Source organism: Sphingomonas qomolangmaensis (assembly GCF_024496245.1).
Classification (GTDB): Bacteria; Pseudomonadota; Alphaproteobacteria; order Sphingomonadales; family Sphingomonadaceae; genus Sphingomonas; species Sphingomonas qomolangmaensis.
Map to the genome: position 1 here is coordinate 654,695 of NZ_CP101740.1, position 23,860 is coordinate 678,554.

Annotated in this window: 23 protein-coding genes and 1 other RNA gene; 18 read left to right on the forward strand and 6 right to left on the reverse strand. The window is 66.6% G+C overall.

From position 1 onward, the window contains the following. Positions 1-11: 11 nt before the first annotated feature. Positions 12-1,040, reverse strand: coding sequence for an alpha/beta hydrolase (locus NMP03_RS03145; RefSeq protein ID WP_256507085.1), 1,029 nt, complete (start codon positions 1,038-1,040; stop codon positions 12-14). A gap of 57 nt (positions 1,041-1,097) precedes the next feature. On the opposite strand from NMP03_RS03145, the gene NMP03_RS03150 reads away from it, so the two are divergent. Next, the gene (locus NMP03_RS03150) at positions 1,098-2,303 is read left to right on the forward strand and encodes a saccharopine dehydrogenase family protein (protein WP_256507086.1); all 1,206 of its coding nucleotides are present in this window, start codon (positions 1,098-1,100) and stop codon (positions 2,301-2,303) included. A gap of 109 nt (positions 2,304-2,412) precedes the next feature. Further along, positions 2,413-3,591 carry a carboxynorspermidine decarboxylase gene (locus tag NMP03_RS03155; RefSeq protein WP_256507087.1) on the forward strand — a complete coding sequence of 393 codons (1,179 nt, stop codon included), beginning with the start codon at positions 2,413-2,415 and terminating at the stop codon, positions 3,589-3,591. Between the two features lie 209 nt (positions 3,592-3,800). Here NMP03_RS03155 and NMP03_RS03160 read toward each other — a convergent pair whose 3' ends face one another. Further along, on the reverse strand, positions 3,801-5,033 hold the full coding sequence (locus NMP03_RS03160) for a type III PLP-dependent enzyme (protein WP_256507088.1): 1,233 nt from the start codon (positions 5,031-5,033) through the stop codon (positions 3,801-3,803). 150 nt (positions 5,034-5,183) lie between these two features. Here NMP03_RS03160 and NMP03_RS03165 point away from each other — a divergent pair, with 150 nt between their 5' ends. Both NMP03_RS03165 and NMP03_RS03170 read left to right on the forward strand, forming a co-directional pair. After that, positions 5,184-6,146 carry a threonine ammonia-lyase gene (locus NMP03_RS03165; RefSeq protein ID WP_256507089.1) on the forward strand — a complete coding sequence of 321 codons (963 nt, stop codon included), beginning with the start codon at positions 5,184-5,186 and terminating at the stop codon, positions 6,144-6,146. Between the two features lie 155 nt (positions 6,147-6,301). Further along, a complete protein-coding gene (locus NMP03_RS03170) occupies positions 6,302-6,472 on the forward strand; it encodes a hypothetical protein (protein ID WP_256507090.1) in 171 nt (56 codons plus the stop codon). Positions 6,473-6,776: 304 nt separating this feature from the next. Here the strand turns inward: NMP03_RS03170 and NMP03_RS03175 are convergent, their stop codons facing one another. Beyond that, on the reverse strand, positions 6,777-7,433 hold the full coding sequence (locus NMP03_RS03175; protein WP_256507091.1) for an alpha/beta hydrolase: 657 nt from the start codon (positions 7,431-7,433) through the stop codon (positions 6,777-6,779). 113 nt (positions 7,434-7,546) lie between these two features. On the opposite strand from NMP03_RS03175, the gene NMP03_RS03180 reads away from it, so the two are divergent. The 9 genes from NMP03_RS03180 (at position 7,547) to NMP03_RS03220 (ending at position 15,935) form a co-directional block, all read left to right on the forward strand. Continuing rightward, positions 7,547-8,653: a cysteine desulfurase family protein gene (locus tag NMP03_RS03180; RefSeq protein ID WP_256507092.1), complete on the forward strand. Its 1,107-nt coding sequence runs from the start codon at positions 7,547-7,549 to the stop codon at positions 8,651-8,653. Beyond that, the gene (locus NMP03_RS03185) at positions 8,650-9,762 is read left to right on the forward strand and encodes a cysteine desulfurase family protein (protein ID WP_256507093.1); all 1,113 of its coding nucleotides are present in this window, start codon (positions 8,650-8,652) and stop codon (positions 9,760-9,762) included. Before NMP03_RS03180 ends, NMP03_RS03185 begins: the two co-directional genes overlap by 4 nt. Then, positions 9,759-10,094, forward strand: a complete 336-nt coding sequence (locus tag NMP03_RS03190; RefSeq protein WP_256507094.1) for a 2Fe-2S iron-sulfur cluster-binding protein — start codon at positions 9,759-9,761, stop codon at positions 10,092-10,094. The genes NMP03_RS03185 and NMP03_RS03190 overlap by 4 nt, the downstream gene beginning before the upstream one ends. Position 10,095: 1 nt before the next feature. Further along, positions 10,096-10,770 carry a class A beta-lactamase gene (bla, locus tag NMP03_RS03195; RefSeq protein WP_256507095.1) on the forward strand — a complete coding sequence of 225 codons (675 nt, stop codon included), beginning with the start codon at positions 10,096-10,098 and terminating at the stop codon, positions 10,768-10,770. A 247-nt stretch (positions 10,771-11,017) separates the two neighbouring features. Then, an RNA gene (ffs, locus tag NMP03_RS03200) (signal recognition particle sRNA small type) lies at positions 11,018-11,111 on the forward strand. Between the two features lie 248 nt (positions 11,112-11,359). Further along, complete coding sequence (locus NMP03_RS03205) at positions 11,360-11,608, forward strand: hypothetical protein (protein WP_256507096.1); 249 nt, start codon at positions 11,360-11,362, stop codon at positions 11,606-11,608. Between the two features lie 189 nt (positions 11,609-11,797). Next, positions 11,798-13,060 carry an MgtC/SapB family protein gene (locus NMP03_RS03210; RefSeq protein ID WP_256507097.1) on the forward strand — a complete coding sequence of 421 codons (1,263 nt, stop codon included), beginning with the start codon at positions 11,798-11,800 and terminating at the stop codon, positions 13,058-13,060. A 126-nt stretch (positions 13,061-13,186) separates the two neighbouring features. Beyond that, on the forward strand, positions 13,187-14,407 hold the full coding sequence (locus tag NMP03_RS03215) for a Gfo/Idh/MocA family protein (protein WP_256507098.1): 1,221 nt from the start codon (positions 13,187-13,189) through the stop codon (positions 14,405-14,407). Between the two features lie 25 nt (positions 14,408-14,432). Next, positions 14,433-15,935, forward strand: a complete 1,503-nt coding sequence (locus tag NMP03_RS03220; protein WP_256507099.1) for a glucuronyl esterase domain-containing protein — start codon at positions 14,433-14,435, stop codon at positions 15,933-15,935. 46 nt (positions 15,936-15,981) lie between these two features. Here the strand turns inward: NMP03_RS03220 and NMP03_RS03225 are convergent, their stop codons facing one another. Continuing rightward, the gene (locus NMP03_RS03225) at positions 15,982-16,704 is read right to left on the reverse strand and encodes a Crp/Fnr family transcriptional regulator (protein WP_256507100.1); all 723 of its coding nucleotides are present in this window, start codon (positions 16,702-16,704) and stop codon (positions 15,982-15,984) included. Positions 16,705-16,872: 168 nt separating this feature from the next. Between NMP03_RS03225 and NMP03_RS03230 the strand changes: the two genes are divergently transcribed. The 5 genes from NMP03_RS03230 to NMP03_RS03250 all read left to right on the forward strand — a co-directional run bounded on the left by NMP03_RS03230 (position 16,873) and on the right by NMP03_RS03250 (position 21,526). After that, the gene (locus NMP03_RS03230; protein WP_256507101.1) at positions 16,873-17,151 is read left to right on the forward strand and encodes a hypothetical protein; all 279 of its coding nucleotides are present in this window, start codon (positions 16,873-16,875) and stop codon (positions 17,149-17,151) included. A 94-nt stretch (positions 17,152-17,245) separates the two neighbouring features. Next, a complete protein-coding gene (locus tag NMP03_RS03235) occupies positions 17,246-17,668 on the forward strand; it encodes a PAS domain-containing protein (protein ID WP_256507102.1) in 423 nt (140 codons plus the stop codon). Next, entirely contained in the window at positions 17,665-18,246 is a 582-nt protein-coding gene (locus NMP03_RS03240) for a sensor histidine kinase (RefSeq protein WP_256507103.1), read from the forward strand. Before NMP03_RS03235 ends, NMP03_RS03240 begins: the two co-directional genes overlap by 4 nt. 199 nt (positions 18,247-18,445) lie before the next feature. Next, entirely contained in the window at positions 18,446-19,366 is a 921-nt protein-coding gene (locus NMP03_RS03245) for a GAF domain-containing protein (protein WP_256507104.1), read from the forward strand. Positions 19,367-19,453: 87 nt separating this feature from the next. Further along, positions 19,454-21,526 carry a putative bifunctional diguanylate cyclase/phosphodiesterase gene (locus NMP03_RS03250; RefSeq protein ID WP_256507105.1) on the forward strand — a complete coding sequence of 691 codons (2,073 nt, stop codon included), beginning with the start codon at positions 19,454-19,456 and terminating at the stop codon, positions 21,524-21,526. A 27-nt stretch (positions 21,527-21,553) separates the two neighbouring features. On the opposite strand, the gene NMP03_RS03255 is transcribed toward NMP03_RS03250, so the two are convergent. Both NMP03_RS03255 and NMP03_RS03260 read right to left on the reverse strand, forming a co-directional pair. Beyond that, positions 21,554-23,287 (reverse strand): putative bifunctional diguanylate cyclase/phosphodiesterase, encoded by a 1,734-nt coding sequence (locus tag NMP03_RS03255; RefSeq protein ID WP_256507106.1) that lies wholly within the window; start codon positions 23,285-23,287, stop codon positions 21,554-21,556. Between the two features lie 162 nt (positions 23,288-23,449). Next, positions 23,450-23,737, reverse strand: a complete 288-nt coding sequence (locus tag NMP03_RS03260; protein WP_256507107.1) for a hypothetical protein — start codon at positions 23,735-23,737, stop codon at positions 23,450-23,452. Positions 23,738-23,860: the final 123 nt, after the last annotated feature.

Consider the following 23,860-nt stretch of genomic DNA (forward strand, 5'->3'; position numbering starts at 1 on the left):
GGAGAGGGGTTTTAGGTTGCCATATGCCGTGCGACCCAGGTTGCGAACAGCGCGCCCCAGCCGTGCGCCGGGTGCGCCGGATCCGCCGCCATCCCGAAGCCATGCCCGCCCTTTTCGTAGAAATGCCCTTCGACCGGCACTTTCGCGGCGCGCGCTGCGGTCAGCATCGACAGCCCCATCTCGAGCGGCACCAGTCCGTCATCGGCGGCGTGCAGCAGGAAGATCGGCGGCGTCTGCGCGGTCACCCGCGCGACGGTGTCGTAGCGCGCCAGAATCGCCGGATCGGCGACGTCGCCCACCAGGTTGCGGCCCGACCCGTTGAGCTTGTCGTCATAGGTCAGTGCGGTCACCGGATAGACCAGCCCCGAAAATGCCGGGCGCGCATCGCCGCGATCGGCTGCGTCGACCGCTGTGTATACCGGGTCGGCATGCCCCACGGTCAGCGACGCCGCCAGATGCCCGCCCGCCGAAAAACCGAGGATGCCGAGCTTCGCCGGATCGATGCCGAGCGAGCCCGCGCGCGCGCGGATCAGCCGCATTGCGCGCTGCGCGTCCTGCAGCGGTACGTCGGCGCGCTGGCTCCAGCCTTCGCCGGGCAGGCGATAGGTGAGCACGAACACTGTATAGCCCAGCGGATTGAGCACCCGCGCCACGCCCGCGCCCTCATTCTCGACCGACACGAAGCTGTAACCGCCGCCGGGGATCGACAGCACGCCGATGCCGTTGGGCTTGGCGGGGCGATAGACCGACACTGTCGGCTCGGCCACGCCGCGCATCCATAGTTCGCGGCCATCCTCGGGGCCGTCGCGCTTGGGCACCGGCAGCGTCGCGGGCGCCCCCGGCGCCCCGCCCGGCCAAAGCTTGAAATGCTCGCGCGTCGGCCATTGCAGCGTCGTGCGCTGCAGCGGCGTGGCGCGCGCGACACCCGCGGCGGCACCGGTCACCGCCATCGCCGCGCTCGCGCCCAATATCGTTCGCCGGTCGATCATCGCTGTCTCACCTGTCACCGCGGCGTCACCCCGCGCGCCTAATCTTTGCATCCTTCGACACGCTCCCATATGGGCAGCGCAACTGGTTTCTATCCGAAAGGCTCATCTGTGAAAGACGTTCTGGTGATCGGTGCGGGCGGCGTATCGTCGGTTGCAGTCCACAAGATGGCGAAGAACCCCGATTTGTTCGGGAAGATCACGCTGGCGAGCCGCCGCCGCTTCAAATGCGATGCGATCGCCAAGTCGGTGATGGAGCGCTACGGCGTCGAGATCGCCACCGCCGAAGTCGATGCCGACGATGTCGAGGCGACCGCGCGGCTGATCGAACAGGTCAAGCCCGCGCTGCTGGTGAACCTGGCTTTGCCCTATCAGGATCTCAACCTGATGGAGGCGTGCCTCAAGACTGGCACCCATTATCTCGACACCGCCAATTACGAGCCGCGCGACCAGGCGAAGTTCGAATATAGCTGGCAATGGGCGTATCAGCAGCGCTTCAAGGAAGCCGGGCTGATGGCGCTGCTGGGGTCGGGGTTCGATCCGGGCGTCACCAGCGTGTTCGCGACCTATATCAAGAAGCATCTGCTCGACCGGATCGACACGCTCGACATTCTCGATTGCAACGGCGGCGATCACGGCCAGCATTTCGCGACCAACTTCAACCCCGAGATCAACATTCGCGAGGTGACCGCGCCCGCGCGTCATTATGAAAACGGCGAATGGGTCGAAACCCCGGCGCTGAGCGAGCGTCAGGTGTTCATCTTCGACCAGGTCGGCGCGAAGAACATGTATCTGATGTACCACGAGGAGCTCGAAAGCCTCGCCAAGCACCTGCCCGAGATCAAGCGGATCCGCTTCTGGATGACCTTCGGCGAGCAATATCTGACGCATCTGCGCGTGCTTGAAAATGTCGGCATGACCTCGATCGAGCCGGTGATGTTCGAAGGCCGCGAGATCGTGCCGCTGCAGTTCCTCAAGGCGGTGCTGCCCGAACCCTCGACGCTGGGCGAAACGACCAAGGGCAAGACCAATATCGGCGACATCGCCACCGGCGAGAAGGATGGCAAGCAGAAGACCGTCTATGTCTATAACGTCTGCGACCATGAGGACGCCTATGCCGAGACGGGCAACCAGGCGGTGAGCTACACCACCGGCGTGCCTGCGATGATCGGGGCGGCGTTGATGCTGGGCGGCATTTGGAAGGGCGAGGGCGTGTTCAACATCGAACAGCTCGATCCCGATCCCTTCATGGACATGCTCAACGCGCATGGCCTGCCGTGGCAGGTCAAGGAACTGCCCGAACCGCTGCGGTTCTGACGATCGGGAGGATCGTCACCCCAGCGAAAGCTGGGGTCTCGTGCCGCAATCGCGGCGCTTCGTTACGGGGAGACCCCAGCTTTCGCTGGGGTGACGTGCTATGCAAGCAATGACCACCAAGGCCGGCGATCCCGGCGCCTTCGCGCGCTTCGATCTCGCGCGCGTGCCGAGCCCCTGCTTCGTCGTCGACAAGGCGGCGATCGAGCGCAACCTCGCGATCCTCGCCGATGTCCGCGATCGCGCGGGTATCAAGGTGTTGCTGGCGATGAAGGCGTTCTCGATGTGGTCGCTGGGCGACCTGGTCGGCCGCTATCTCGACGGCACCGCGACCTCGGGGCTGTGGGAGGCTCGGCTGGCGGCCGAGCATTATACCGGCGAGATCGCGACCTTCTGCGCCGGGTATAAGGCCGGCGACATCGCGGAGGTTTGCCGGCTGTCCGACCATGTGATCTTCAATTCCCCCAGCCAGCACAAGCGCTTCGCCGCCGAAATTGCCGCCACGCGCGAGGCGGGGGCGGTGTTCGATGTCGGGCTTCGCCTCAACCCGATGCATGCCGAGGGCGAGGTCGCGAAATATGACCCGGCGCAACCGCATTCGCGCCTCGGCCACCCCGCCGACCAGCTCACCGCCGCCGATCTAGAGGGTATTGACGGCCTCCATATCCATTCGCTGTGTGAGCAGGATTTCCCGCCGCTTCGCCGCACCTGGGAAGCGCTGCGCCCTCGGATCGCGCCCTATTTCGGCCAGCTCAAATGGCTCAATTTCGGCGGCGGGCATCATATCACGCGCGCCGATTACCAGCGCGACGATTTGGTGGCGTTCCTGAAGGACGTACGGCAAGCCACTGGTCTGGAAGTGATCCTCGAGCCCGGCGAGGCGATCGCGCTCGATGCTGGCATCCTGGTGGGCGAGCTGCTCGACCGGTTCGATAACGGCATGCCGATCGGCATTCTGGACATCTCGGCGACCTGCCACATGCCCGACGTGATCGAGGCACCTTACCGTCCGGCGTTGCTCGGCGAGCCCTTGGCGGGGGAGGGCGTCACCGTCCGGCTGGGCGGGCCGTCGTGCCTGGCGGGCGACATCGTCGGCGACTATCGCTTCGGCGCGATGCCGGTGCCCGGCGACCGCGTCGCGTTCCTCGACCAGGCGCATTATTCGATGGTAAAGACGACGACCTTCAACGGCGTGCCGCTGCCTGCGATCGCGCTGTGGGACAGCCGCGACGACAGCCTGGAGATCGTGCGCGAATTCGGCTGGGAAAGCTTCCGCGACCGATTGTCGTGATCGCCCCTCCCTGAAAGGGAGGGGTAGGGGGTGGGTCGAGTGCTCGCGTCACGGTGGCGTCGAAGCGCGCGGAAGCCGTACCCCCGGACCCTACCCACCCCCAGCCCCTCCCTTCCAGGGAGGGGGCAAGAAGAACGGAGGGGAGCCAAACAAAAAAAGGCGGCGGAAGCTTTTGCTCCCGCCGCCTTTTTCTTCAACCCTCGCCGCGTTCAGCCGCGCGCGCCCAGTCGCACCACGTTGCTGCGCCCGGCATCCTCGTCGACATCGTCGTACAAGGTCGCCATCGGCATGTCGCTTACCTCGACCACGGCATCGACACCGAAGCCGTTGAACGCGGTCCGCATCGCGCAGCCATAGGCGCCGAGCATCCCGACCTCGATATAGTCGCCCGCCTTCACGTCGGCGGGCAGCATGAACGGCCCTGCCATATGGTCCATGTCGTCGCACGTCGGGCCATAGAAGCTGAACGCCATGTCCTTGGCGCGGCTCTCGGGCTGGCGAAGCAGCTCGACCGGGAAACGCCAGCCGACATGCGCCGCATCGAACAACGCGCCATAGGCGCCGTCGTTGATGTACAGCTCGTCGCCGCGCCGCTGTTCGACGCGCACGATCAGCGAGCTGTATTCGGCGCACAATGCCCGGCCGGGCTCGGCCCAAAGCTCGGCCGAATAGGAGATCGGCAAGGCTTCGAACGCGCGGTGGATGACGTCGAAATAGCGCTCGAGCGGGGGCGGCTCCATGCCCGGATAGGACGAGGGAAACCCGCCGCCGACGTCGATCACGTCGACCGTCACCGCCGCCTCGACGATCGCCAGCCGGACGCGCTCCATCGCCTGGGCATAGGCGTCGGGCGACATCGCCTGGCTGCCGACATGGAAGCAGATGCCGAGCGCATCCGATGCCTGCCGCGCCGCGAACAGCAATTCCTTGGTCTCGCCGGGGCCCGCGCCGAATTTCGACGCGAGGCTGAGCTTCGACAGCTCGGACGAGACGCGAATGCGGACGCACAGCGTCAGATCCTCGGCGGCCTTGGTAGCGCGCACGATCTTGTCGAGCTCTTCCATCGTGTCGAGCGAGAAGGTGCGAACGCCGTGCGTGAAATACGCCTCGGCAATCGCTTCCTCGGCCTTGACCGGGTGCATGAAGCACAAGGTCGCCTCGGGCAGCGTGCGTGCCACCAGCCGAACCTCGCCGATCGACGCGACGTCGTAATGCGTGATGCCGCTATCCCACAGGATTTGCAGCAGGTCTGGAGAAGGGTTCGCCTTCACCGCATACATCGACGTGCCCGGAAACTTCTCGACGAAGAACCGAGCCGCGCGACGAGCCGCGTGGGGACGAACCAACGTCACCGGCTGAACCGGTGCATTGTCGTGTGCAACGCCGATGGCGTTGGCGAACGGGGAAGAAGCTAACCCCAGCGCGCTATAGTGCTTGGCCAATTCAAGGGACCTCCAATTGCCTTTCGGCATAAGTACAGAAACACTGCCTTGCGGTTGGAAGTCCCATGGGGCAGCGAGGGGTGCATCTATGGTCGCACCCCCCGGATGTAAAGTGATTCTGCGGGGTTTTTTCGTTGCCCGAGGTGATTTGTGACGCTTTTACGACAGCCCACCCGCGCCGGCGTCCGCGATGCCGCCGCCAAGATCGCCGCGATCCTTCCGCCATCGCCGTTGCTGGTGCTCGAAATCGGCGGGGTCGAGGTCGCCTTCAAGGCCGAAAGCCTGCAGCCGGTCGGCGCGTTCAAGCTGCGCGGCGCGTGGCACCGGCTCACCGCGATCGCCGAGGCCGACCGCGCGGCGGGGGTCGTCGCCTTCTCCTCGGGCAATCATGCGCAGGGCGTCGCCTGGGCGGCGAAGCGGCTGGGCATGCCCGCGGTGATCGTGATGCCCGCCGATGCGCCCAAGGTGAAGCTCGATGCGACGCTGGCGCTGGGTGCAGAAGTAGTTCGCTATGATCGCATGACCGAGGATCGCACCAAGATCGCGGCGCATCTGGCACATGCGCGCGGCGCGGTGCTGGTGCCGAGCTTCGACGATGCCTGGGTGATCGAGGGGCAGGGGAGCGCCGCGGTCGAAGCGGCGGCGCAGATGCAGGCGGCGGGCTTGGGCGATCCGCTGCGCGCGATCGTGCCGTGCGGCGGCGGTGGGCTGGCGGCAGGCACCGCGCTGGCGCTCCCCGATGCCGAGATCGTGATCGCCGAGCCCGAGGGTTGGGATGACATGACGCGCAGCCTGGAGGCGGGCTGGATCGAACCCGTCGGGCCGAACCCGCCGCCCACCGCCTGCGACGCGCTGCAGACGATGCGGGTGGCCGAGCGCACCTTCGACGTGCTGTCGCGCCGCGGCGCGACCGGGGTGGCGGTGAGCGAGGAAGAGGTGCGCGTGGCGCAGCGGTTTGCGGCGCGGCGGCTGCGGCTGGTGCTCGAGCCCGGCGGGGCGGTGGCGCTGGCGGCGCTGCTGGCGGGCAAGCTGCCTGCGAAGGCCGGGACGCTGGTGCTGCTGTCGGGCGGGAATACCGATCCGGCGGACTATGCGGCGGTGTTGGCGGGGTAGGCGGGCGGGGCGTAATTCTTCCCCCGCAAGGGGGAGGGGGACCATGCGGAGCATGGTGGAGGGGGAGGAAGCGACCGGCATCTTATGCGGCGCCCCCCCTCCACCGCTGCGCGGTCCCCCTCCCCCTGCGGGGGAGGAATGGCTATACCGCGAAAATGCCCACCTCGACCCTAGCCACCACCCTCCTCACCATCGCGATGATCGGTGCCTTCGCGCTCGTCTTCGGCGGCATCGCACTGATCCAGCGCGCCGAGCGGCTCAAGGGGACGCTGATGATCGGCGTCGCGCTTGTGCTGGTCGGCAACGTGCTGATCTGGACGGCGTGAACGGAAATGTCGTTGCGGCTACGCGCGCTAGTGAAGCTGTTGGCTACCGAAGAGGGTGGACGAACCACGCCATTAAGAGAGACTTTTCGCCCCAACCATGCCTTCTTCGGTGCCAGCGGCCCAAGGCACATCGGTCAAGTAACGCCCGATGGCGAAGGCTTCATCTTACCTGGCGCAGAATTCACCTGCCTTGTTGATTTCGCAACCGACGTAGACCCTCCCATTGCCCCGGGGTGTACGTGGGAGATTTACGAGGGTCGTCGGCTGATCGGGCATGCGCGGGCCATATCGCTGCTCTAACGCCTCACCGGATCGGCGAATCGGGCGCGAGCCGCATGTCGAGATATTTGTCCACGCTGCCCATCAGCTGCGGCATTTCATGCTCGAAGAAATGGTTAGCACCCGGGATCGTGTCGTGGTGGATAGTGATGTGCTTTTGCGTGCGCAGCTTATCGACCAGCTTCTGCACCGCGCTCGGCGTCACGACTTCGTCGGCATCACCCTGGATGATGATTCCCGAACTCGGGCAGGGCGCCAGGAAGGTGAAATCATACATGTTGGCGGGCGGCGCGACCGAGATGAAGCCGCGAATCTCGGGCCGGCGCATCAGCAACTGCATCCCGATCCACGCGCCGAAGCTGACGCCCGCGATCCAGGTCGTCTGCGCTTCGGGGTGGAAGCTCTGGACCCAGTCGAGCGCGCTCGCCGCATCCGAAAGCTCGCCAACGCCGTTGTCGAAGGTGCCCTGGCTCTTGCCGACGCCGCGGAAATTGAAGCGCAGGGTGGCGAAGCCACGGCGCTGGAAGGTCTTGTAGAGTTCCTGTACGATGCGATTGTTCATCGTGCCGCCCGATTGCGGATGCGGGTGCAGGATCATCGCCACGGGTGCGCGCGGACGCGGGCCGGGGGCGAATCGCCCTTCGAGACGACCTTCGGGGCCGGGAAAGATCACTTCGGGCATCGGCAAACCTGTTCGGCAAAAGGATGGGCGCGGTGGCGCATAAAAACGTGCAGGCTATATAGGCGGCTGCTGCGAACACGCAATCTATCCGCCGCCATCGAAGGAAAGCCGCCTTGGGCGACCGTCTGAACCTCGATCACGCCGCTACCACGCCGATGGTGCCAGCCGCGGCGCAGGCGCTTGCCGATTCTTTTGCGCGCTGGGCGAACCCGTCGTCGCCGCATGCCGAAGGGCGCGCGTCGCGCGCGGCGATCGAGCGCGCGCGCGGCCGCATTACCGCAGCCTATGGCTGGGCGGGCGAGTGCATCTTCACCAGCGGCGCGTCGGAGGCGATCGCGATCGCCTGCACCCGTGCCAATGCCGACGCGGTTCTGGTGTCGGCAACCGAGCATGAGGCGGTGCTGCGTGCGGTGCCCGATTCCGAACGGCTGCCGGTACTCGCCGACGGGACGCTCGACCGCGCCGCGCTCGAAGCCGCGCTCGCGCGCACCCCCGACCGGGCGCTGGTCGCGGTGCAATGGGGCAACAACGAAACCGGGGTGCTCCAGCCGCTCGCCGAAATCGCGCGGATCGTCCACGCCGCGGGCGGGCTGCTGCTCGCCGACGCGGCGCAGATGCCCGTCGGCTGGGACGATCATGACCTGCCGCAGGACCATGCCGATTTCATCGCGATCTCAGGCCACAAGCGCGGCGGGCCGATCGGCATCGGCGCGCTGCTGGTGCGTGACCTGACGACGTTGCATCCGAGCGGCGGACAGGAGCGCGGCTATCGCGGCGGGACCGAGAATATGCCAGGTGCAGTGGCGTTCCAGGCGGCGCTCGATACCCCCGAGGACCTGATCTACATGGCCGACCTTCGCGATCATCTCGACGTGCTGATCGCCGAGGCGGGGGGCGATCCGATCGCGAGCACCGCCGAGCGGCGGACGCCCCTGATCGGCGCCTATCGGATGCCCGGCGTCGCCGCCGCGACCCAGCTCATCCGCTTCGACCTTGCGGGGATCGCGGTGTCGGCGGGGGCGGCATGCTCGTCGGGATCGATGCGGCCGAGCCATGTGCTGGCGCAGATGGGAATCGCCGCTGCCGACGCGGGCGAGGTGATTCGCGTCAGCTTCGGGCGCGAAACCGGCGCCGACGACATTGCGCGCTTCGTCGCGGCCTGGCGCGAAATCGCCGGCGAACTGCGCGCCCAGCCTTCCGCACCCGATCAGCGGCTGTGATCTACCTCGATTATCAGGCGACGACCCCGCTCGCCCCCGAAGCGCTCGCTGCGATGGCGCCCTGGCTCCAGACGCAGCACGCCAACCCGCATTCGCCGCACGCGCCGGGGCGCAAGGCCAAGGCCGCGGTCGAGGTCGCGCGCGACTGGATCGCCGGGCTGCTGCCCGAGGACGGCCGGGTCGCCTTCACCGGCGGCGCGACCGAATCGCTCAACTGGGCGATCAAGGGCACCACCGGCCCGATCGTGACGTTGGCCACCGAGCACGCTGCGGTGCTCGACACCGTACAGGCAGAGGCGGCGCGCGGCAGGACGGTGACGGTACTGCCGGTCGGCGCCGACGGGCTGGTCGACCTCGACGCGGCGCGCGCGGCGATCGTTCCGGGCACCGGGTTGGTCGCGGCGATGCTGGTGAACAACGAGATCGGCGTGATCCAGCCGATCGCGCAATTGGCCGCGCTGGCGCACGACGCCGGCGCGCTGATGCTGTGCGACGCGGTGCAGGGCTATGGCCGCGTGCCGGTGCCGACGGGCTGCGACTTGATCGCGCTGTCGGCGCACAAGATTTATGGTCCCAAGGGGATCGGCGCGCTGTGGCTTCGCGATGGGGTCAAGCTGGCGCCGCTGATGCACGGCGGCAACCAGGAAGACGGGCGGTCGGGCACCTTGTCGCCGGCATTATGCGCCGGGTTCGGCGCCGCGGCGCGGCTGATGGCCGAGCGAGCGGCCGAGGATGCGGCGCATGTCGAGCGGTTGGCGAGCGTGGCGGCCGAAATGCTCGGCTTGGCTCCCGCTCCAGGGCACGGGGAGGGTTGGCACGCCAACGCCCCCACCGCCCCGCGCTACCCCGGCAACCTCAACCTCCACCGCGCCGGCCTCGACGTCGCGCGCCTGATGAGCGAATGTCGCGACATCGCCTTTTCGGCGGGGTCGGCCTGCGCCAGCGGATCGGGGCGGTCGAGCCACGTCCTGCGCGCGATCGGCCTGAGCGAGGCGCAGGCGCGGGCATCGATCCGCATCGGTTTCGGCCGCTACACGAAGGAAGACGAATTGATCGACGCGCTTACCCGGATCGACGCCGCCGCCCGCGCGCAGCGGATCGCCGCATGATCCGCATCCGCTTCGTCGCCGCCGAGGGCGACGCCGTCCGCGAAGTCAGCGCCGCCGCGGGGGATCGCCTGCTCGACGTCGCGCAAAATGACGGCCAGCCGCTCGAGGGAACGTGCGAGGGGCAGATGGCCTGCTCTACCTGCCACGTCATCATTGCCGCCGAGGATTTTGATCGCCTGCCCCCCGCCAGCGAAGAGGAGGAAGACATGCTCGATCTCGCCACCAGCGCCACCCGCACCAGCCGGCTGGCGTGCCAGATCCACCTCGACGAGACGCTCGACGGCATGACGGTGCGAATCCCGCCCGAACGCCGCGACATGCGGGGGCGCTGAGATGATCGACCGCCGCTCGCTGCTCATCGGCACCGCCGCGACGATCGCCGCCGGACCCGCCTTCGCGCAGGCGCGCGCCAACCCGTTCGAGGCGATCCGCGCCGAAACCGGCGGGCGGCTGGGGATCGCGGTGCATGACAGCGGCACCGGGCGGCGCTTCTCGCTCGATGCCGACAGCCGCTTTGCGATGTGCTCGACCTTCAAGGCGCCGCTCGCCGCCGCGATCCTCGCGCGCGTTGATGCCGGGCGGCTCGATCTCGCGCAGACGATCCGTTTCGGCGAGGGCGACCTGGTCGGCCATTCGCCGACGGTGCAAGCCAATCTCGCCGCCGGGCGCCTCAGTATCGAGCAACTGTGCGAAGCCGCGGTCACCGTCAGCGACAACGCCGCCGCCAACCTGCTGCTCCCGCAATTGGGCGGTCCGACCGGGCTCACCCGCTTCTTCCGCGAACAGCGCGACACCGTCACCCGGCTCGACCGCGACGAGCCGACGCTCAACCAGGTACGCGGCGGCGATGTTCGCGACACCACCACGCCGCAGGCGATGGCGGCGTTGCTCGAACAGCTGTTCACCGCCAGCACGCTGTCGGCGGCCGCGCGCGACAGGCTGCTCGGCTGGATGGTGGCGAGCACCACGGGTCGCGCGCGGCTGCGTAAGGGCTTGCCCGCGACCTAGCGCGTCGGCGACAAGACCGGCACCAGCGGCGAGGGCTATTTCAACGACATCGCGGTCGCCATCCCGCCGGGGCGCAAGACGATCTTCATCGCCTGCTATCTCGACGCCCCCGGCCTAGACCCCGCTCGGGCCGGCGAAGCGCATGCCCGCGTCGGATCGCTGATCGGCGACCTGTTCGCCTGAGGTAGGGTAGCGCTGCGCGCCGCCAATGCTTGCGCGCCCGCGCAACCTTCGCCATATGCCCGCTCGGGAGTCGGGCGGACGTGGTCGTCGCCAACCCGGTCAGGTCCGGAAGGAAGCAGCCGCAACGATTTCGCCGCGGGTCGTCCCGGCTCCCACCGCGAAGTGTGCCAGGATCGCCGCAGTTGCCGACAGTCCAACGCAGCCGCCAGCGCCATATTTCCAATAGCGTCTTTAACGCTTCGTCAACACTAGTGTGCAGTGGCACGATAGTGCTGCCAAAATGCAACAATCGCGTGAAAAACCCTGCCTTCGCCACGTATTTTGTCGATCGTGGAGGAACTTAAGCGTCGATCGGTTACTGGTACGGGGTAGCGCACCGTCGCGCGCACCACAGGGAGACCCGAATATGATCGCACGCCTTCTTTCCGGCCTGGCCGCAACTGCCCTTATCGCTGCACCGGTCGCAGCATCGGCCGCTTCGGCTGCCGCACCTGCCGCCAAGCTTTCGGTCGCGCAGGCCCGCACCGGCACTGCCGCAACCAAGACCAACCGTCAGGCGGGCGTCAGCCTGTTCCCGGCGCTGCTGGCAGCAGCAATCATCGCCGGCGGTGTCTACCTCGTGGTCGACAGCAACGACGATTCGGACAGCAACTAATCGGTGAGCGGGGGGCGAAACGCCCCCCGCTTCATCTTACCGCCATGGCAGCGCCCGCGCGCAGCCAGAGGCGACCCGCTCGCGAGCGGCTCGGGCGTCGCGCCACGGCAGCGAGCCCCTCTTCGATCCATCCTTGTCGATTGCATGTGCCTTGGATGTGATATGCCCGATCGCCAAGGGGAGCCTCGGATGATCTGGAATGCGCAGCATCTGGCAGTCGGCGCCGCGATCGCGATCGGGTTGCTGATCGGGATCGAACGCGGATGGAACCTGCGCGATGCCCGCGAGGGAACCCGCGTCGCCGGGGTGCGCACCTTCGTCCTGCTCGGGCTGCTGGGCGGTCTCGCCGGCCTGCTCGGCACCGACGAGCAACCCTTGGTCGCGGCGTTGCTGATCGCCGCGCCCGCGCTCATCCTGGCGATCGGCTATGCCACGGACCCTGCAAAGCGCCTGAAGCCCGACGCGACTACCGCGATCGCCGCGTTGCTGACCTTGGCGCTGGGGTTCGTCGCGGGCCATGGCCAGCCGATGCTCGCCATCGCGTGCGCCGCGCTCGTCACCTTCGTCCTGGCGCTCCGCACCGAAGCGCATGCGCTGATCGCCAAGCTCGATGGTCAGGACATCAAGGCTATGGCGCGCTTCGCGGTGATCGCTGCGGCGGTGCTGCCGTTCCTGCCGAGCGGCGACTATGGGCCCTATGATGCCTGGAACCCGCAGAAATTGTGGCTGGTGGTGGTGCTGGTGACGGGCTTTTCCTTCGCCGGCTATGTCGCGAACCGGATATTCGGCGCGCGCCACGGGACGATCGCCACCGCGCTGATCGGCGGCGCCTATAGCTCGACCGCGGTGACCCAGTCGCTGGCGCAGCGGCTGGGTTCGGATTCGCCCGGGGGTGCCGAAAGCGCGGGGATCGCGCTGGCCAGCGCGGTGATGTACCTGCGGGTGCTGATCCTGGTGGCGGCGCTGGCGACGTCGGTGCTGGCGCCGTTCGCGATCGTCCTGCTGCCCGCATCGCTCGCCGCGCTGATCGCCGGGGTTTGGCTGTATCGCAAGGCATCGGCGGGCGATGACGCCACGCCGCCGGGAAACCCGATCGCGCTGGCGCCTGCGCTCGGCTTCCTGCTCTTCGTCGCGCTTGCCGCGGTCGCCGCGCGCTGGGCCGAGGGGCGGTTCGGCGAACAAGGCATCGCGACGCTGGTGCTGGTGATGGGCAGCCTCGACGTCGATGCCGCGATCGTCACCGTCGGCGGGCTGCAACCCGGCGCCATCTCCCCCGAACTGGCCGCGCTAGCCCTGGGGGGGACGGTGCTCGCCAATATGACGGTGAAGCTGGGTATCACGATCGCCTATGCTCGATCGCGCGGCCGCGACGCGGCGATCGCGCTGGGTGCCAGCATGATCGTCCTGCTGCTTTCGCTCGGCGTCGGGTTCGCGCGGCTGGGATCGACCTGATCGCGGCTTGAAACGCGACGTCGGGTTCGTTCAAGTTGCTGGCAATCGGTTGGCACAGCGCGCCAAAAGATGCGACACCGCGCTGGACCGGCTGCCAATGCTGGGTGGCAAGACAGGAGGGAAGCGATGATCGTAGACAAGTTTACGCGGCGCGGGTTCATCGGGGCGAGCGGCGGCGTGGCATCGCTGGCGTTGACCGCCAGTCCTGCCGGCGCCTTGCTGCAGGCGGGCGGCGCGGTGCGCGCGGCCGGTCAGCCGATGCCCGGCGGCGTCAAGCTTCCCACCACCCCGCCAAAACGTAAACGCGCCGACAGCGTCGGCTTCGCGATCGTCGGCCTTGGCGGCTATGCGCTCAACCAGATGATGCCGCGGTTCGGACAGGCCGGGCGTGCGCATATCGCCGCGATCGTGTCGGGCAACCCCGAGAAGCTGCGCCGCGTCGGCGATGCCTATGGCGTGCCGCAGGATGCGCGCCATTCCTACGCCGACTATGCCAAGATCGCGGCCGACGACCGGATCGATGCGGTGTACATCGTGCTGCCGACCGGGCTGCATGCCGACTATGCGACGCGCGCCTTCGCCGCGGGCAAGCACGTGCTGTGCGAGAAGCCGATGGCGCTGACGAGCGCCGATTGCGCGCGGATGATCGCTGCCGGAAAACGCGCGAACCGCAAGCTGATGATCGCGTACCGCTCGCATTTCGAACCGTATAATGTCGAGGCGATGAAGCTGATGCGGCAAAAGGCGGTCGGCGACGTCCGGCTGCTGCGGACCGAGCAATCCTATCGGATGGGGCCCACCAGCCCGAGCGAGAATTGGCGGACCAGCCGCGCGCTGGCGGGCGGGGGCCCGCTCGAGGATTACGGCCTCTACGGCATGCAATCGGCGCTCTATCTGACGAATGAAATGCCCGAGAGCATTAGCGCCAGCACCTTCCGCCCCAATGGCGATCCGCGCTTCGCCGAGATCTTCGCGCATGTCTCGTCGCAATGGCGCTTTCCCTCGGGTGCGGTGGCGCAATTGGTGACCTCGTATGATTCGGCAGGCGTCAATTTCGCGCATGTCCGTGGCACCACCGGCGCGCTGATCATGGATCCGGCCACGAGCTATTCGGGGCAGAAGATGCGGATCGAGGGCGGAGAGGACCGTGAGTTCGCGCCGGGCGACCCGAGCGTCCAGTTCGCGCGCCAGATCGACCACTTCGTCGACGCGATCCGCGACAACACGCCGATCATCACGCCGGGGGAAATGGGGCTGCGCGATACCCGGCTGATCGAGGCGATCTATGCATCGGCGGCAGCGGGGCGGACGGTGAAGCTGGCGCCCGACGGCAGGATGCGCGGCTGATCGGGCCGGGAAGGTGAGGCGGCGTATGGCTGGCAAGACGATACGGATGGCGGGCATCTTGCTGGCCGCCGCAGCCCTGACCGCGCAAAATTCGGGCAGCGGCGATGCCGATCGTGCGGCGATGATGCGGCAATTGGGGATTACGGCACTCGTCCCCGGGCCGAGCGGCGACGAGCAGGCGCCCAACCATGCCAATTACGAAGAGGCCAGCGCCAATCCGTACCCCGCGCTGCCAGACGTCCTGATGGCGGAGAACGGGCGCAGGATCGCCACTGCCGATGCGTGGTGGAAGGTGCGACGGCCCGAGATCGTCGAGGCGTTCTCGCGCGAAATCTATGGGCGGGTGCCAAAGGGGCTGCCCGCGGTCGAATGGCGCGTCGTTGCCGAAGAGACGCAGACGATCGGATTTTTCCGCCCGGTTCGGGTTCGGCAGCTCGTCGGTCATGTTCCGAGCCCCGAGGCAGCGGCACCCGCGGTCGATATCCGGATGACCGTCGTCACGCCCGCAGGGGCAACGCAGCCGGTACCGTTGCTGATCATGTTCGGCCGCGACGTGCCCCCCGCGCCGACCCAGCCCGATCGCGCCGAAGCCGCGCGGATCGACGCAGCGATGAAGGCGCTGCTGCTGCGGCAGGACCCGTCGCTGGCGACGGTCTTCGCGCGGCATCCGTTCTTCGCTTTCCAAGCCGAACAGCCCTTGCGGTTCACCCCGCCGGGCCCGGGCGACCCGCCGCGCGAGGAGCAGTTGATCGCCGCGGGATGGGGCTATGCTCTGCTCGACCCGACCAGCGTCCAGCCCGACAATGCCGACGCGCTGCGCCAGGGAATCATCGGGCTGGCCAATCGGGGCAGGGCGCGCGCGCCCGATGACTGGGGTGCGCTTCGTGCCTGGGCCTGGGGCGCGAGCCGTGGCTTCGATTGGCTGGCGGCCGATCCGACGATCGATGCGCGCCGGATCGGGATCGAGGGGGTGTCGCGCTATGGCAAGGCAGCGTTGCTCGCCGCGGCGTTCGATGACCGCTTCGCGATGGTGCTGGTGGGATCGTCGGGCAAGGGCGGCGCGACCTTACTTCGCCGCAATTTCGGCGAGGGGGTGGCGAATCTGGCGACCGGCCAGCATTATTGGATGGCGGGCAACTTCCTAAAATACAACGCGAAGTCGGGGAAAGACGCGCTGAACCCCGGCGACCTCCCGGTCGATTCGCACCAGCTGATCGCGCTGGTCGCACCGCGGCTCGCCTTCATCAGCTATGGCGTTCCCGAAGCGGGCGACGCCAAATGGCTCGACCAGCGGGGGTCGTTGATGGCGGCGGTGGCGGCGGGGCGCGTCTGGCGCCTGCTGGGCGCGCGCGATCTCGGCTTGGGCGACGACTGGCGAGGCGTGCAGCTGCCGCCGGTGAATAGCGGGTTGCTCGACGGCGAGCTCGCCTGGCGTCAGCATGATGGCGGGCATACCGATCAACCCAATATGAAGCGCTTCCTCAGCTGGGCGAATGCGAAGATCGGGTGGGTGCCGCCGACGAGGTAGCGGCGGCTTGACCCTCCTCCCTTTCCGGGAGGCGATTAACTACCCTTTACGCGGCGCGTTTCAGGCGGCGGTGCAGATAGTTTGCGTCGAACCCGGCGATCCGCGCGAGCTTGGCGGGGTCGAGGATCGTCAGCGAACCCGATCGCAGATCCATCACTTCGGCCTGGCGCAGCGCTTGGAGCACGCGGTTGACGTGGACCGGGGTGAGGCCGACCGCGTCGGCGAGCACCACCTGGGTCAGCGGCATCTCGCACTGATTGTCGGTCGCGAGCCCGATATTGTGCATGCGGATGTACAGCTCGCACATCAGATGCGCGACGCGCTCCTGCGCCTTGCGGCGTCCCATGCTGACGATCCACGCACGAAGCACGCCCTGATCGACCAGCTGTGACCACCAGAAGGCGCGGGTGATCGCGGGGCGCGCTTCTACCAGCGCCTCCATCTGCTGGCGCGGGAGCGAGGCGACCTTGGCCTTGGTCAGCGTCACGATGCTGTGGTCCATCGCCTCGAGCACCGCGATGTGGATGTCGCAGAAATCGCCCGGCAGCATGAACGCCATGATCTGGCGCCCGCCATCGGGCAGGATCTTGTACCGCGCCGCCCAGCCTTCGAGCATCACGAACACCGGATCGGGACGATCGCCTTCGCGGATCAAATGATGGCCCGCGCGATGGCCGCGGATGCTGTGGCAGGCTGCAGTCAGCAATCGGACGTCGTCATCGCTGAGCGGGCCGTGGCCGCGCAGACGGTCGGTGAAGGCGTTGGACATTGTGTGCTCCCTCCGACGAGGTATCCGATGACCGCATGCTAACACTAACCTCGATTATGTTTCCTATCCAAAAGTGGTGCATTATCGTGGTATTGCCGGCAACCAGACCCAGGCGCCGGCGGCCGGGAGATGCGTATCGCTCTCGCCTGACCTTCGATCGACCGTGTCATGGACGATATCAACCGCGATGCCTTCCTCCCGGTGGTTCCCGGCGCGGCCGAACCCGACGCGCACGGCCAAGCCGCGCTGTTGCTGGTCGAAAGCATGCTGCACGCGCTGGTCGAAGCGCGGGTCTTTACGCTGGGGGCCGCGCTAGAGGTCGTCGAGACGACCTGCGAAGTGAAGATGGAAGTCGCGGAGCTAGCGGGTGAATCCAAGGCCAGGATGCAGGAATCGCTCGACCTGTTGAACGCGATTTATGTCAGCCTTGCCGCCGATGCCCAATAGGCCGCATCTTTCTGAGCGGGTGGCTCGCATCGCTGCGGGAGCTGGCTTCGGCATCCGCCGTCGTTGCGTAACGAACGAGCAAAAGGGACCCGCCTTGATCACCGAATTGCCCGAAGCCTATGCGTGGAAACCCGAACATCTTCGGCTGGCGGTCGATGCCGCCGGCGTCGCGCTGTGGGCGTGGAATGTCGAGACCGACCTGCTGACGATGGACCGGCGCGGCTTCGACCTATGGGGGCTCGAATGGAGCAACGAGGTCGATTTCGAAACGCTGTCGGCGCGAATCCACCCCGCCGATCGCGACCGGGTCCGCGCTGCCTTCGCCGCCACCCGCGCGATCCTGGGTGCCTATGAGACCGATTTCCGGATCCTGATCGACGGCGAGGTGCGCTGGATCGCTGCGCGCGGCGAAGGCGCAGATGTCGGCATCGTAGGCCGAACGATGTTCGGGATCTTCGTCGACGTCACCGGCCGCAAACAAGCCGAGGAGGGGCACGAATTGCTCGCGGGGAGATGAGCCACCGCGTCAAGAACTTGCTGACGATCGCGTCGGGGCTGACCGCGATCGCGTCGCGTTCGGCAAGCTGCAAGCAGGACATGGCACGCGAACTCACCGGTCGGCTGTCGGCGCTCGGTCGTGCGCATGATCTGGTCCGGCCGCTGCCATCGCGGCAGGGGGAAGCGGCGCTGCTGGGCGATCTGCTGTCGATATTGCTGGCGCCCTATGACGAGTTCGGCGCCTTCAAGGGCTGGTTTCGCGTCGCGGTCGAGCGGATCGGCGTCGGCGAGAACGCTGCAACCGGCGTCGCGCTGGTGGTGCACGAACTGGCGACGAATTCGATGAAATATGGCTCGCTGTCGGCGCCGACCGGCACGCTCGATCTTTCGAGCGAATCCGACGGCGACGATATCGTGCTGACCTGGGTCGAGCGCGGCGGGCCCCCCGTCGTCGAACCCGACGCCCCCGACGGGTTCGGCAGCCTGTTAATAAGGCGCAGCGTCAACCGCCAGTTGGGCGGGACGATCGATTATGACTGGTCGGCGCAAGGCCTGATCGTGACGCTGCGGATCAGCCGCGCGCATCTGGCAATTTGAACGCTGGGCTTTCGAAACGCCGCCCCGGCGATCGCCCGACGTAACGGATCGGTAAGGGAATTGTCATAACAAGCGTTTATAACATTGGTGGCTTTGTGCAGCGCCTCGCCGATGTGAGTTAGGGTAAGGCGTAATGCAGGCTTGTTCGCGGCGCGTAAGACGGGTCGTCATCGTCGACGATTCCCGAACGATTCAAACCATGCTGGAAACGGCGTTCGAGGAGTCGCCCGATTTCCAGGTCGTCGGCGTAGCGAGCGACGCGCAGACGGCCTATGATCTGATATGCCGGGTCGGACCCGACCTGATCACGATCGATCTGTGTATGCCGTATATCGACGGCGCGGCGTTGCTGAAGATGCTCGAGAAGGTGCGCGGCACGAAGATCATCGTGTCGGACCAGCTCGCCAAAAGCGTGCTGATGCAGTCGAGATTAGAAGCGCTGGGCGCCTCGGCATGCTTCGGCACGCGCGAGGTGATCGACGATCGGCGCGGATTTTTCACCAAGCTCCACGCAGTCTGCGATCGCGCCGAGGCATTCCGCCAGGCGCAGCAGCGGGTCGCTATCCAGGCCCCGACCAATATGGACGCCGCATCGGTCGCGACCGCGGCTTCTGCGGGACCGGCGCCGGGCTTCCCTGTTCCACGCGACGAAGCCGCTCGACTTGCGATCCTTCACCGCAAACAGCTCGCGAACGCCACCGCCGAGCGCCAGTTCGATTTGATCACGCGCTATGTCGCCGAAATTCTGGGCTTCCCGGTGTGCCTGATCACCTTTATCGATCGCGACACCCAGTGGCTCAAATCGGCCTATGGTTTCCAAGAATTGCACATGCCGCGATGCGATGCCTTTTGTAATTATACGATCGTTCAGGACGGCACCTTCATCGTCACCAACGCTGCCAATGACCGACGCTTTGCGCAAACTCGTTTGGTGGTGGGTGAACCCTTTGTCCGTACCTATGTCGGCCATCCGATCACGCTTCGCGACGGGACGCGGATCGGGGCGCTGTGCGTGCTCGATACCAGGCAACGCTATATTGGCAAGCCGATCCCCACCACGCTTGCCTACATGGCCGACATCATTTCGGAGATGGTGGAAACCAGACCCGTGGCGGCCTGAACGTGATATCATGCAGCCGCGCATGAACGACCAATCCTATCCCGCCATAGCCGACGAACGTTCGCCCCGATGACGATCCCGCGACCCATGCGATTTTCGATCGCCGCGCGCGTAACCGTCGCGGCGGCAGCGATGCTGGCGTTTCTGCTGTTGTTGCTCGGATTGAGCATCGACGTCGGCCGGCAAGTCCAGGCGGCCGACCGGCAGATCAGCGCGCTGACCGGACTGCTCAAGGATCAGGAGGATACCGATCGCGCGCAGCGCGCACTGCGGCTTGCGATCGGCGAAGCGACCCGCAGCGCCGAAGATGGCGATGCGGTGTCCGCCGAACGCTGGGGAGCGCTGCGCGCGCAGCTGCAGCGCTTCCGCGCCAAGTCGGTTCGGTCGCGTGCGCTGCTCGACAGCGCCGAGATCGGCCTGGTGCGCGAGCATATCGAGGTCGATCTGGCGTCGGCGCGCGATTTCGTGAGCGTCGCGGCGAAGCTGCTGATGGTGGCAGAGGATCGACCCGATGCCGTGACGACGGTGATGCCCGACTTCCTTCGCACGCTCCGCGCGCTCGAAGCGCGGCGCACCGCGACCCGCGACGTGCTGGTCCGCGAAATCGATGTGGCGGTACAGAAGAGCATCGTCAGCAGCCGGCGTAGCACGCTGCGGCTGGTGGTCGGCGCGATCGTCGCGCTCTTGATCCTGATCGTGTTGGTGCTGTGGATCCGCCGCAGCGTCATCAAGCCGATGGTCGAGATCGCCAAGGGGCTTCGTCACCCCGGCTTCGACCGGATCGCGACCGCGTGCCCCCCCTTCGTCGATCGCAGCGACGAGGTGGGCGACCTGGCGCGCGGGTTGCTCGAATATCGCCTGAACGTGGGTGAACAGGAAAAGGCACGGCGCCAGATCGATTTCCTGGCGCATCACGACGCGCTGACGGGGCTTCCCAACCGGCTGGTGTTCGAAAGCCGGCTGCGGCAGGAATTGCGGCGTACCGGTCGCACCGCCGACAGCGTCGCGGTTTTCGCGATCGACCTCGACGATTTCAAGGCGATCAATGACCGACTGGGGCATGCCGGCGGCGACGAAGCGCTGCGGCGCGCGGGCAAGATGCTGGTCGAATGTGCGCGCGCCGACGATCTGGTCGCGCGGATCGGCGGCGACGAGTTCGCGGTGATCCAGGTGGCCGCCGATCAGCCCGCCGCGGCACAGGCATTGTTGGCGCGGCTGTTCAAGGCCACCGAAAACCAGACCGACAATCTTTCGGTGCGCATGAGCATCGGCGTCGCGATCGCGCGCGGCGAACAGGATGTCGAAGAGCTCTACAACCACGCCGACGTCGCATTGTACCGCGCCAAGGCCGACGGGCGTAACACCGCGCGGTTTTTCGACGAGGGGATGGAGGCGGAAACGCGGTTGCGCCGCCGCCTTTCGCGCGACCTGCAGGGTGCGGCGCAGGCAGGGCAGTTCCACATCTGCTACCAACCGATCGCGGCCTGCGATACGCTCGAAGTCATCGGGTACGAGGCGCTGCTTCGCTGGCGGCACCCCGACCTCGGCGATGTCGCGCCGAGCGTCTTCATCCCGATCGCCGAATCGACCGGCAGCATCGACAATATCGGTCGCTGGATGGCGGGCGAAGCGCTCGCGGAGGCGGCGCGGTGGCGTCCCGACCTCACGCTTGCGCTGAACCTTTCACCGGTCCAGTTCCGCCAGCCCGACCTGGCCGACGCGCTGTATGCGCTTGCGGGGCAGCACGGCGTCGCGATCGGGCGCGTGCAGTTCGAAGTGACCGAGAACGTCACGCTGCTCGGGCACCAGCGCGACGCGGTGCTGACGTCGCTCAGGCAGCTGCAGCATTGGGGGGCCAAGGTGGTGATGGACGATTTCGGGACGGGCCACGCGTCGCTGAGCAATTTGCAGGCGTTCGAGTTCGACGGGATGAAGATCGACGGCCGCTTCATCGCGGCGATGCTCGACCATCGCTCGTCGGCACTGATCGTGCGCGCGGCGATCGGACTGGGGAAGAGCCTGGGGGTGCCGGTGGTCGCCGAATGCGTCGAAACCCAGGCGCAGTTCGAACAGCTTTGCGCCTGGGGATGCACGCAGGTGCAGGGTTATCTGTTCGGTCGCCCGGTTTCGGCCGATCAACTCACCGCTGCGCGGGGATAGGCTGGCAGGTACCCGCTGACGCAAGGATCAGGCGGCGCGCGCCTGTGCATGGTCGAGCAGCAGCCGCGTGGTCGCGTGGCGATCGACCGCGCGCGACAACAGATAGCCCTGTCCCAGCTTACAGCCGATCGCGGCGAGATGCTCGGCCTGGCCCTGGGTTTCGACCCCCTCGGCCACCACGCGGATGCCGAGCCCCTTGGCGATGCCGATCAGTCCCTGGATGATGATCGCGCTCGCATCGTTCACCGCGAGCCGATCGACGAAGCTCTTGTCGATCTTGATGATGTCGACCGGCACGCTCAGCAGATGCGTCAGCGAGGCATAGCCGGTACCGAAATCGTCGAGCGCGACCTTGAGCCCCTCGGCGCGAAGGACCTCGATCGACTTTTGCACGAAGTCGTCGTCATCGTTCATGTAGACCGTCTCGGTCACCTCCAGAATGATGTGGCTGAGCGGTACGCGGTAGCGGTCGAAGGCGGTGCTGATCAGTTGCGCCAAGCCGCCGCTGTGCATGTCGGCCGACGACACGTTGATCCCGACATGCTGGAACGGAATGCCAAGGTCGAGCCACGACCGTACATCCTTGGCGACGATATCCACCATCCGCGCGGTCAACGCCGCTGAAATATGGGCGTCCTTGGTCGCTTCCTGAAAGCTGGCGGCCGAAACGATCTCGTTGCCGATCCGCATCCGGCAAAGCGCTTCGAGCCCGACCACCTCGCGGGTCCCCAGCAGGAAGATCGGCTGGTAGAACGCATCGATACGGCCTTCGCGAAGCGCCAAATCGACGTCCTTGAGATGGCCCAGCCGGCGATTCATCTGGGTGCCCAGACCCGGCCAGTAGCGGACAAAGCCGCCGCGGCCCGTTTCCTTGGCGTGGTAGAGCGCGAAGGCGGCGTTCTGGCGGACGCGTTCTGCGGCAGGTTCGTCGATCGACAGCGCCGCGCCGCCGATCGTGGCGCGCGGAACGACGGTGTCGTCGCCGCATTCGGTAGGCTGCGAGATCGCCGACAAGATCCGCTCGGCGGTCTGCTCGAGGTCGTACAGCAGCGCAGGCGACCGAAGCAGGACGACGAACTCGTCGCCGCCGATCCGGAAGATCGGCTCGGAGGTGACCGCGAGCGACACGCGTTCGGCGACGATCTTGAGCAAATGGTCGCCGGTGCGATTCCCGAAGGTGTCGTTCACGATCTTGAGGTTGTCGACATCGACCATCAGGATCGCCCAGCTTCCGGGATCATCGACCGGCAATTCAGCGAGCGCGGCTTCGAACGCCAGCCGGTTGGGCATCCCGGTAAGCTCGTCGACCAACGTCCGCCTTTGCTGTTCTTCGCTTCGGCGGTGACGATCGAGCGTGATCTGGCAGATCTGCAAGACCTGGCGGACGATCCGGCGCTCGGCTGCGCTCGGGCCGCGGGGCTGCTTGAAGTAGAAGGCGAACACCCCCACCGGCATCCCCGATGCGCCCAGGATCGGGCTCGACCAGCAGGCGCGAAGCCCCAGCGGCAGCACCAGATGCTTGTGCTGCGCCCAGCATGCGTCGTGTTCGATATCGGTGACGACCACTTCCTGTCGCCAATATACCGCAGAGCCGCAGCATCCCGAATCGGGGCCTATCGCTAGCCCGTCGAGCGCCGCCGCCAAGCAGGGGGGAAGGCCTGGCGCCGCCAATGGGCGAAGCAAGCCGAGCGGATCGATCGAAAGGATCGAGCATATCGCGCCAGGAGACGCCTTTTCGGCCTCGATACACAGGCGCGACAAGATGGCGTCCAGCGGCTCGTCCGCGGCCAGCATGCCGAGTATGATGTCCTGTACCTTCAGCATACTGCACCGCGGCGCCGGGCCGGGGAAGCCGAGAGGAGCGCAGCGCCGGACGCTGCAGCAAGGGCGTAGCGGGTGGCCGTCAGTGACATGCCGAAGAACTCAGCGCCGCTCATCGTCGTCGAGATCATGTTCGAGCGAGGACGCGATCGATGACAGCAGCGCCTGCGATCGCCACATCTCGCGCGCATCGTTCGATGCTTCGGCGATGTCGGTCTGCACGTCGATCGCCCGATCGACGATGGCGACGCTGTCGCTGGTGGTCAGGACGGTTTGTTCGATCAGACCGTGGATCAGGCTTTCGACCAGTATCAGCGCGGCTTGGCCATGGGCATCGGGCGTCGCGGGCGGGGTAATCGAAACGATCGGGGTATTGTCGTTTTCAGGCATGCATCGACCTTTTACAAACATGGGCATCGAACGCGCCCGTTGTCCGATTGCCCTGGCGCACATTTGCAGCGTTGATATGCCCCGTCCCGACACCCTGCCACAACTTAGCTTAACAACGGACTA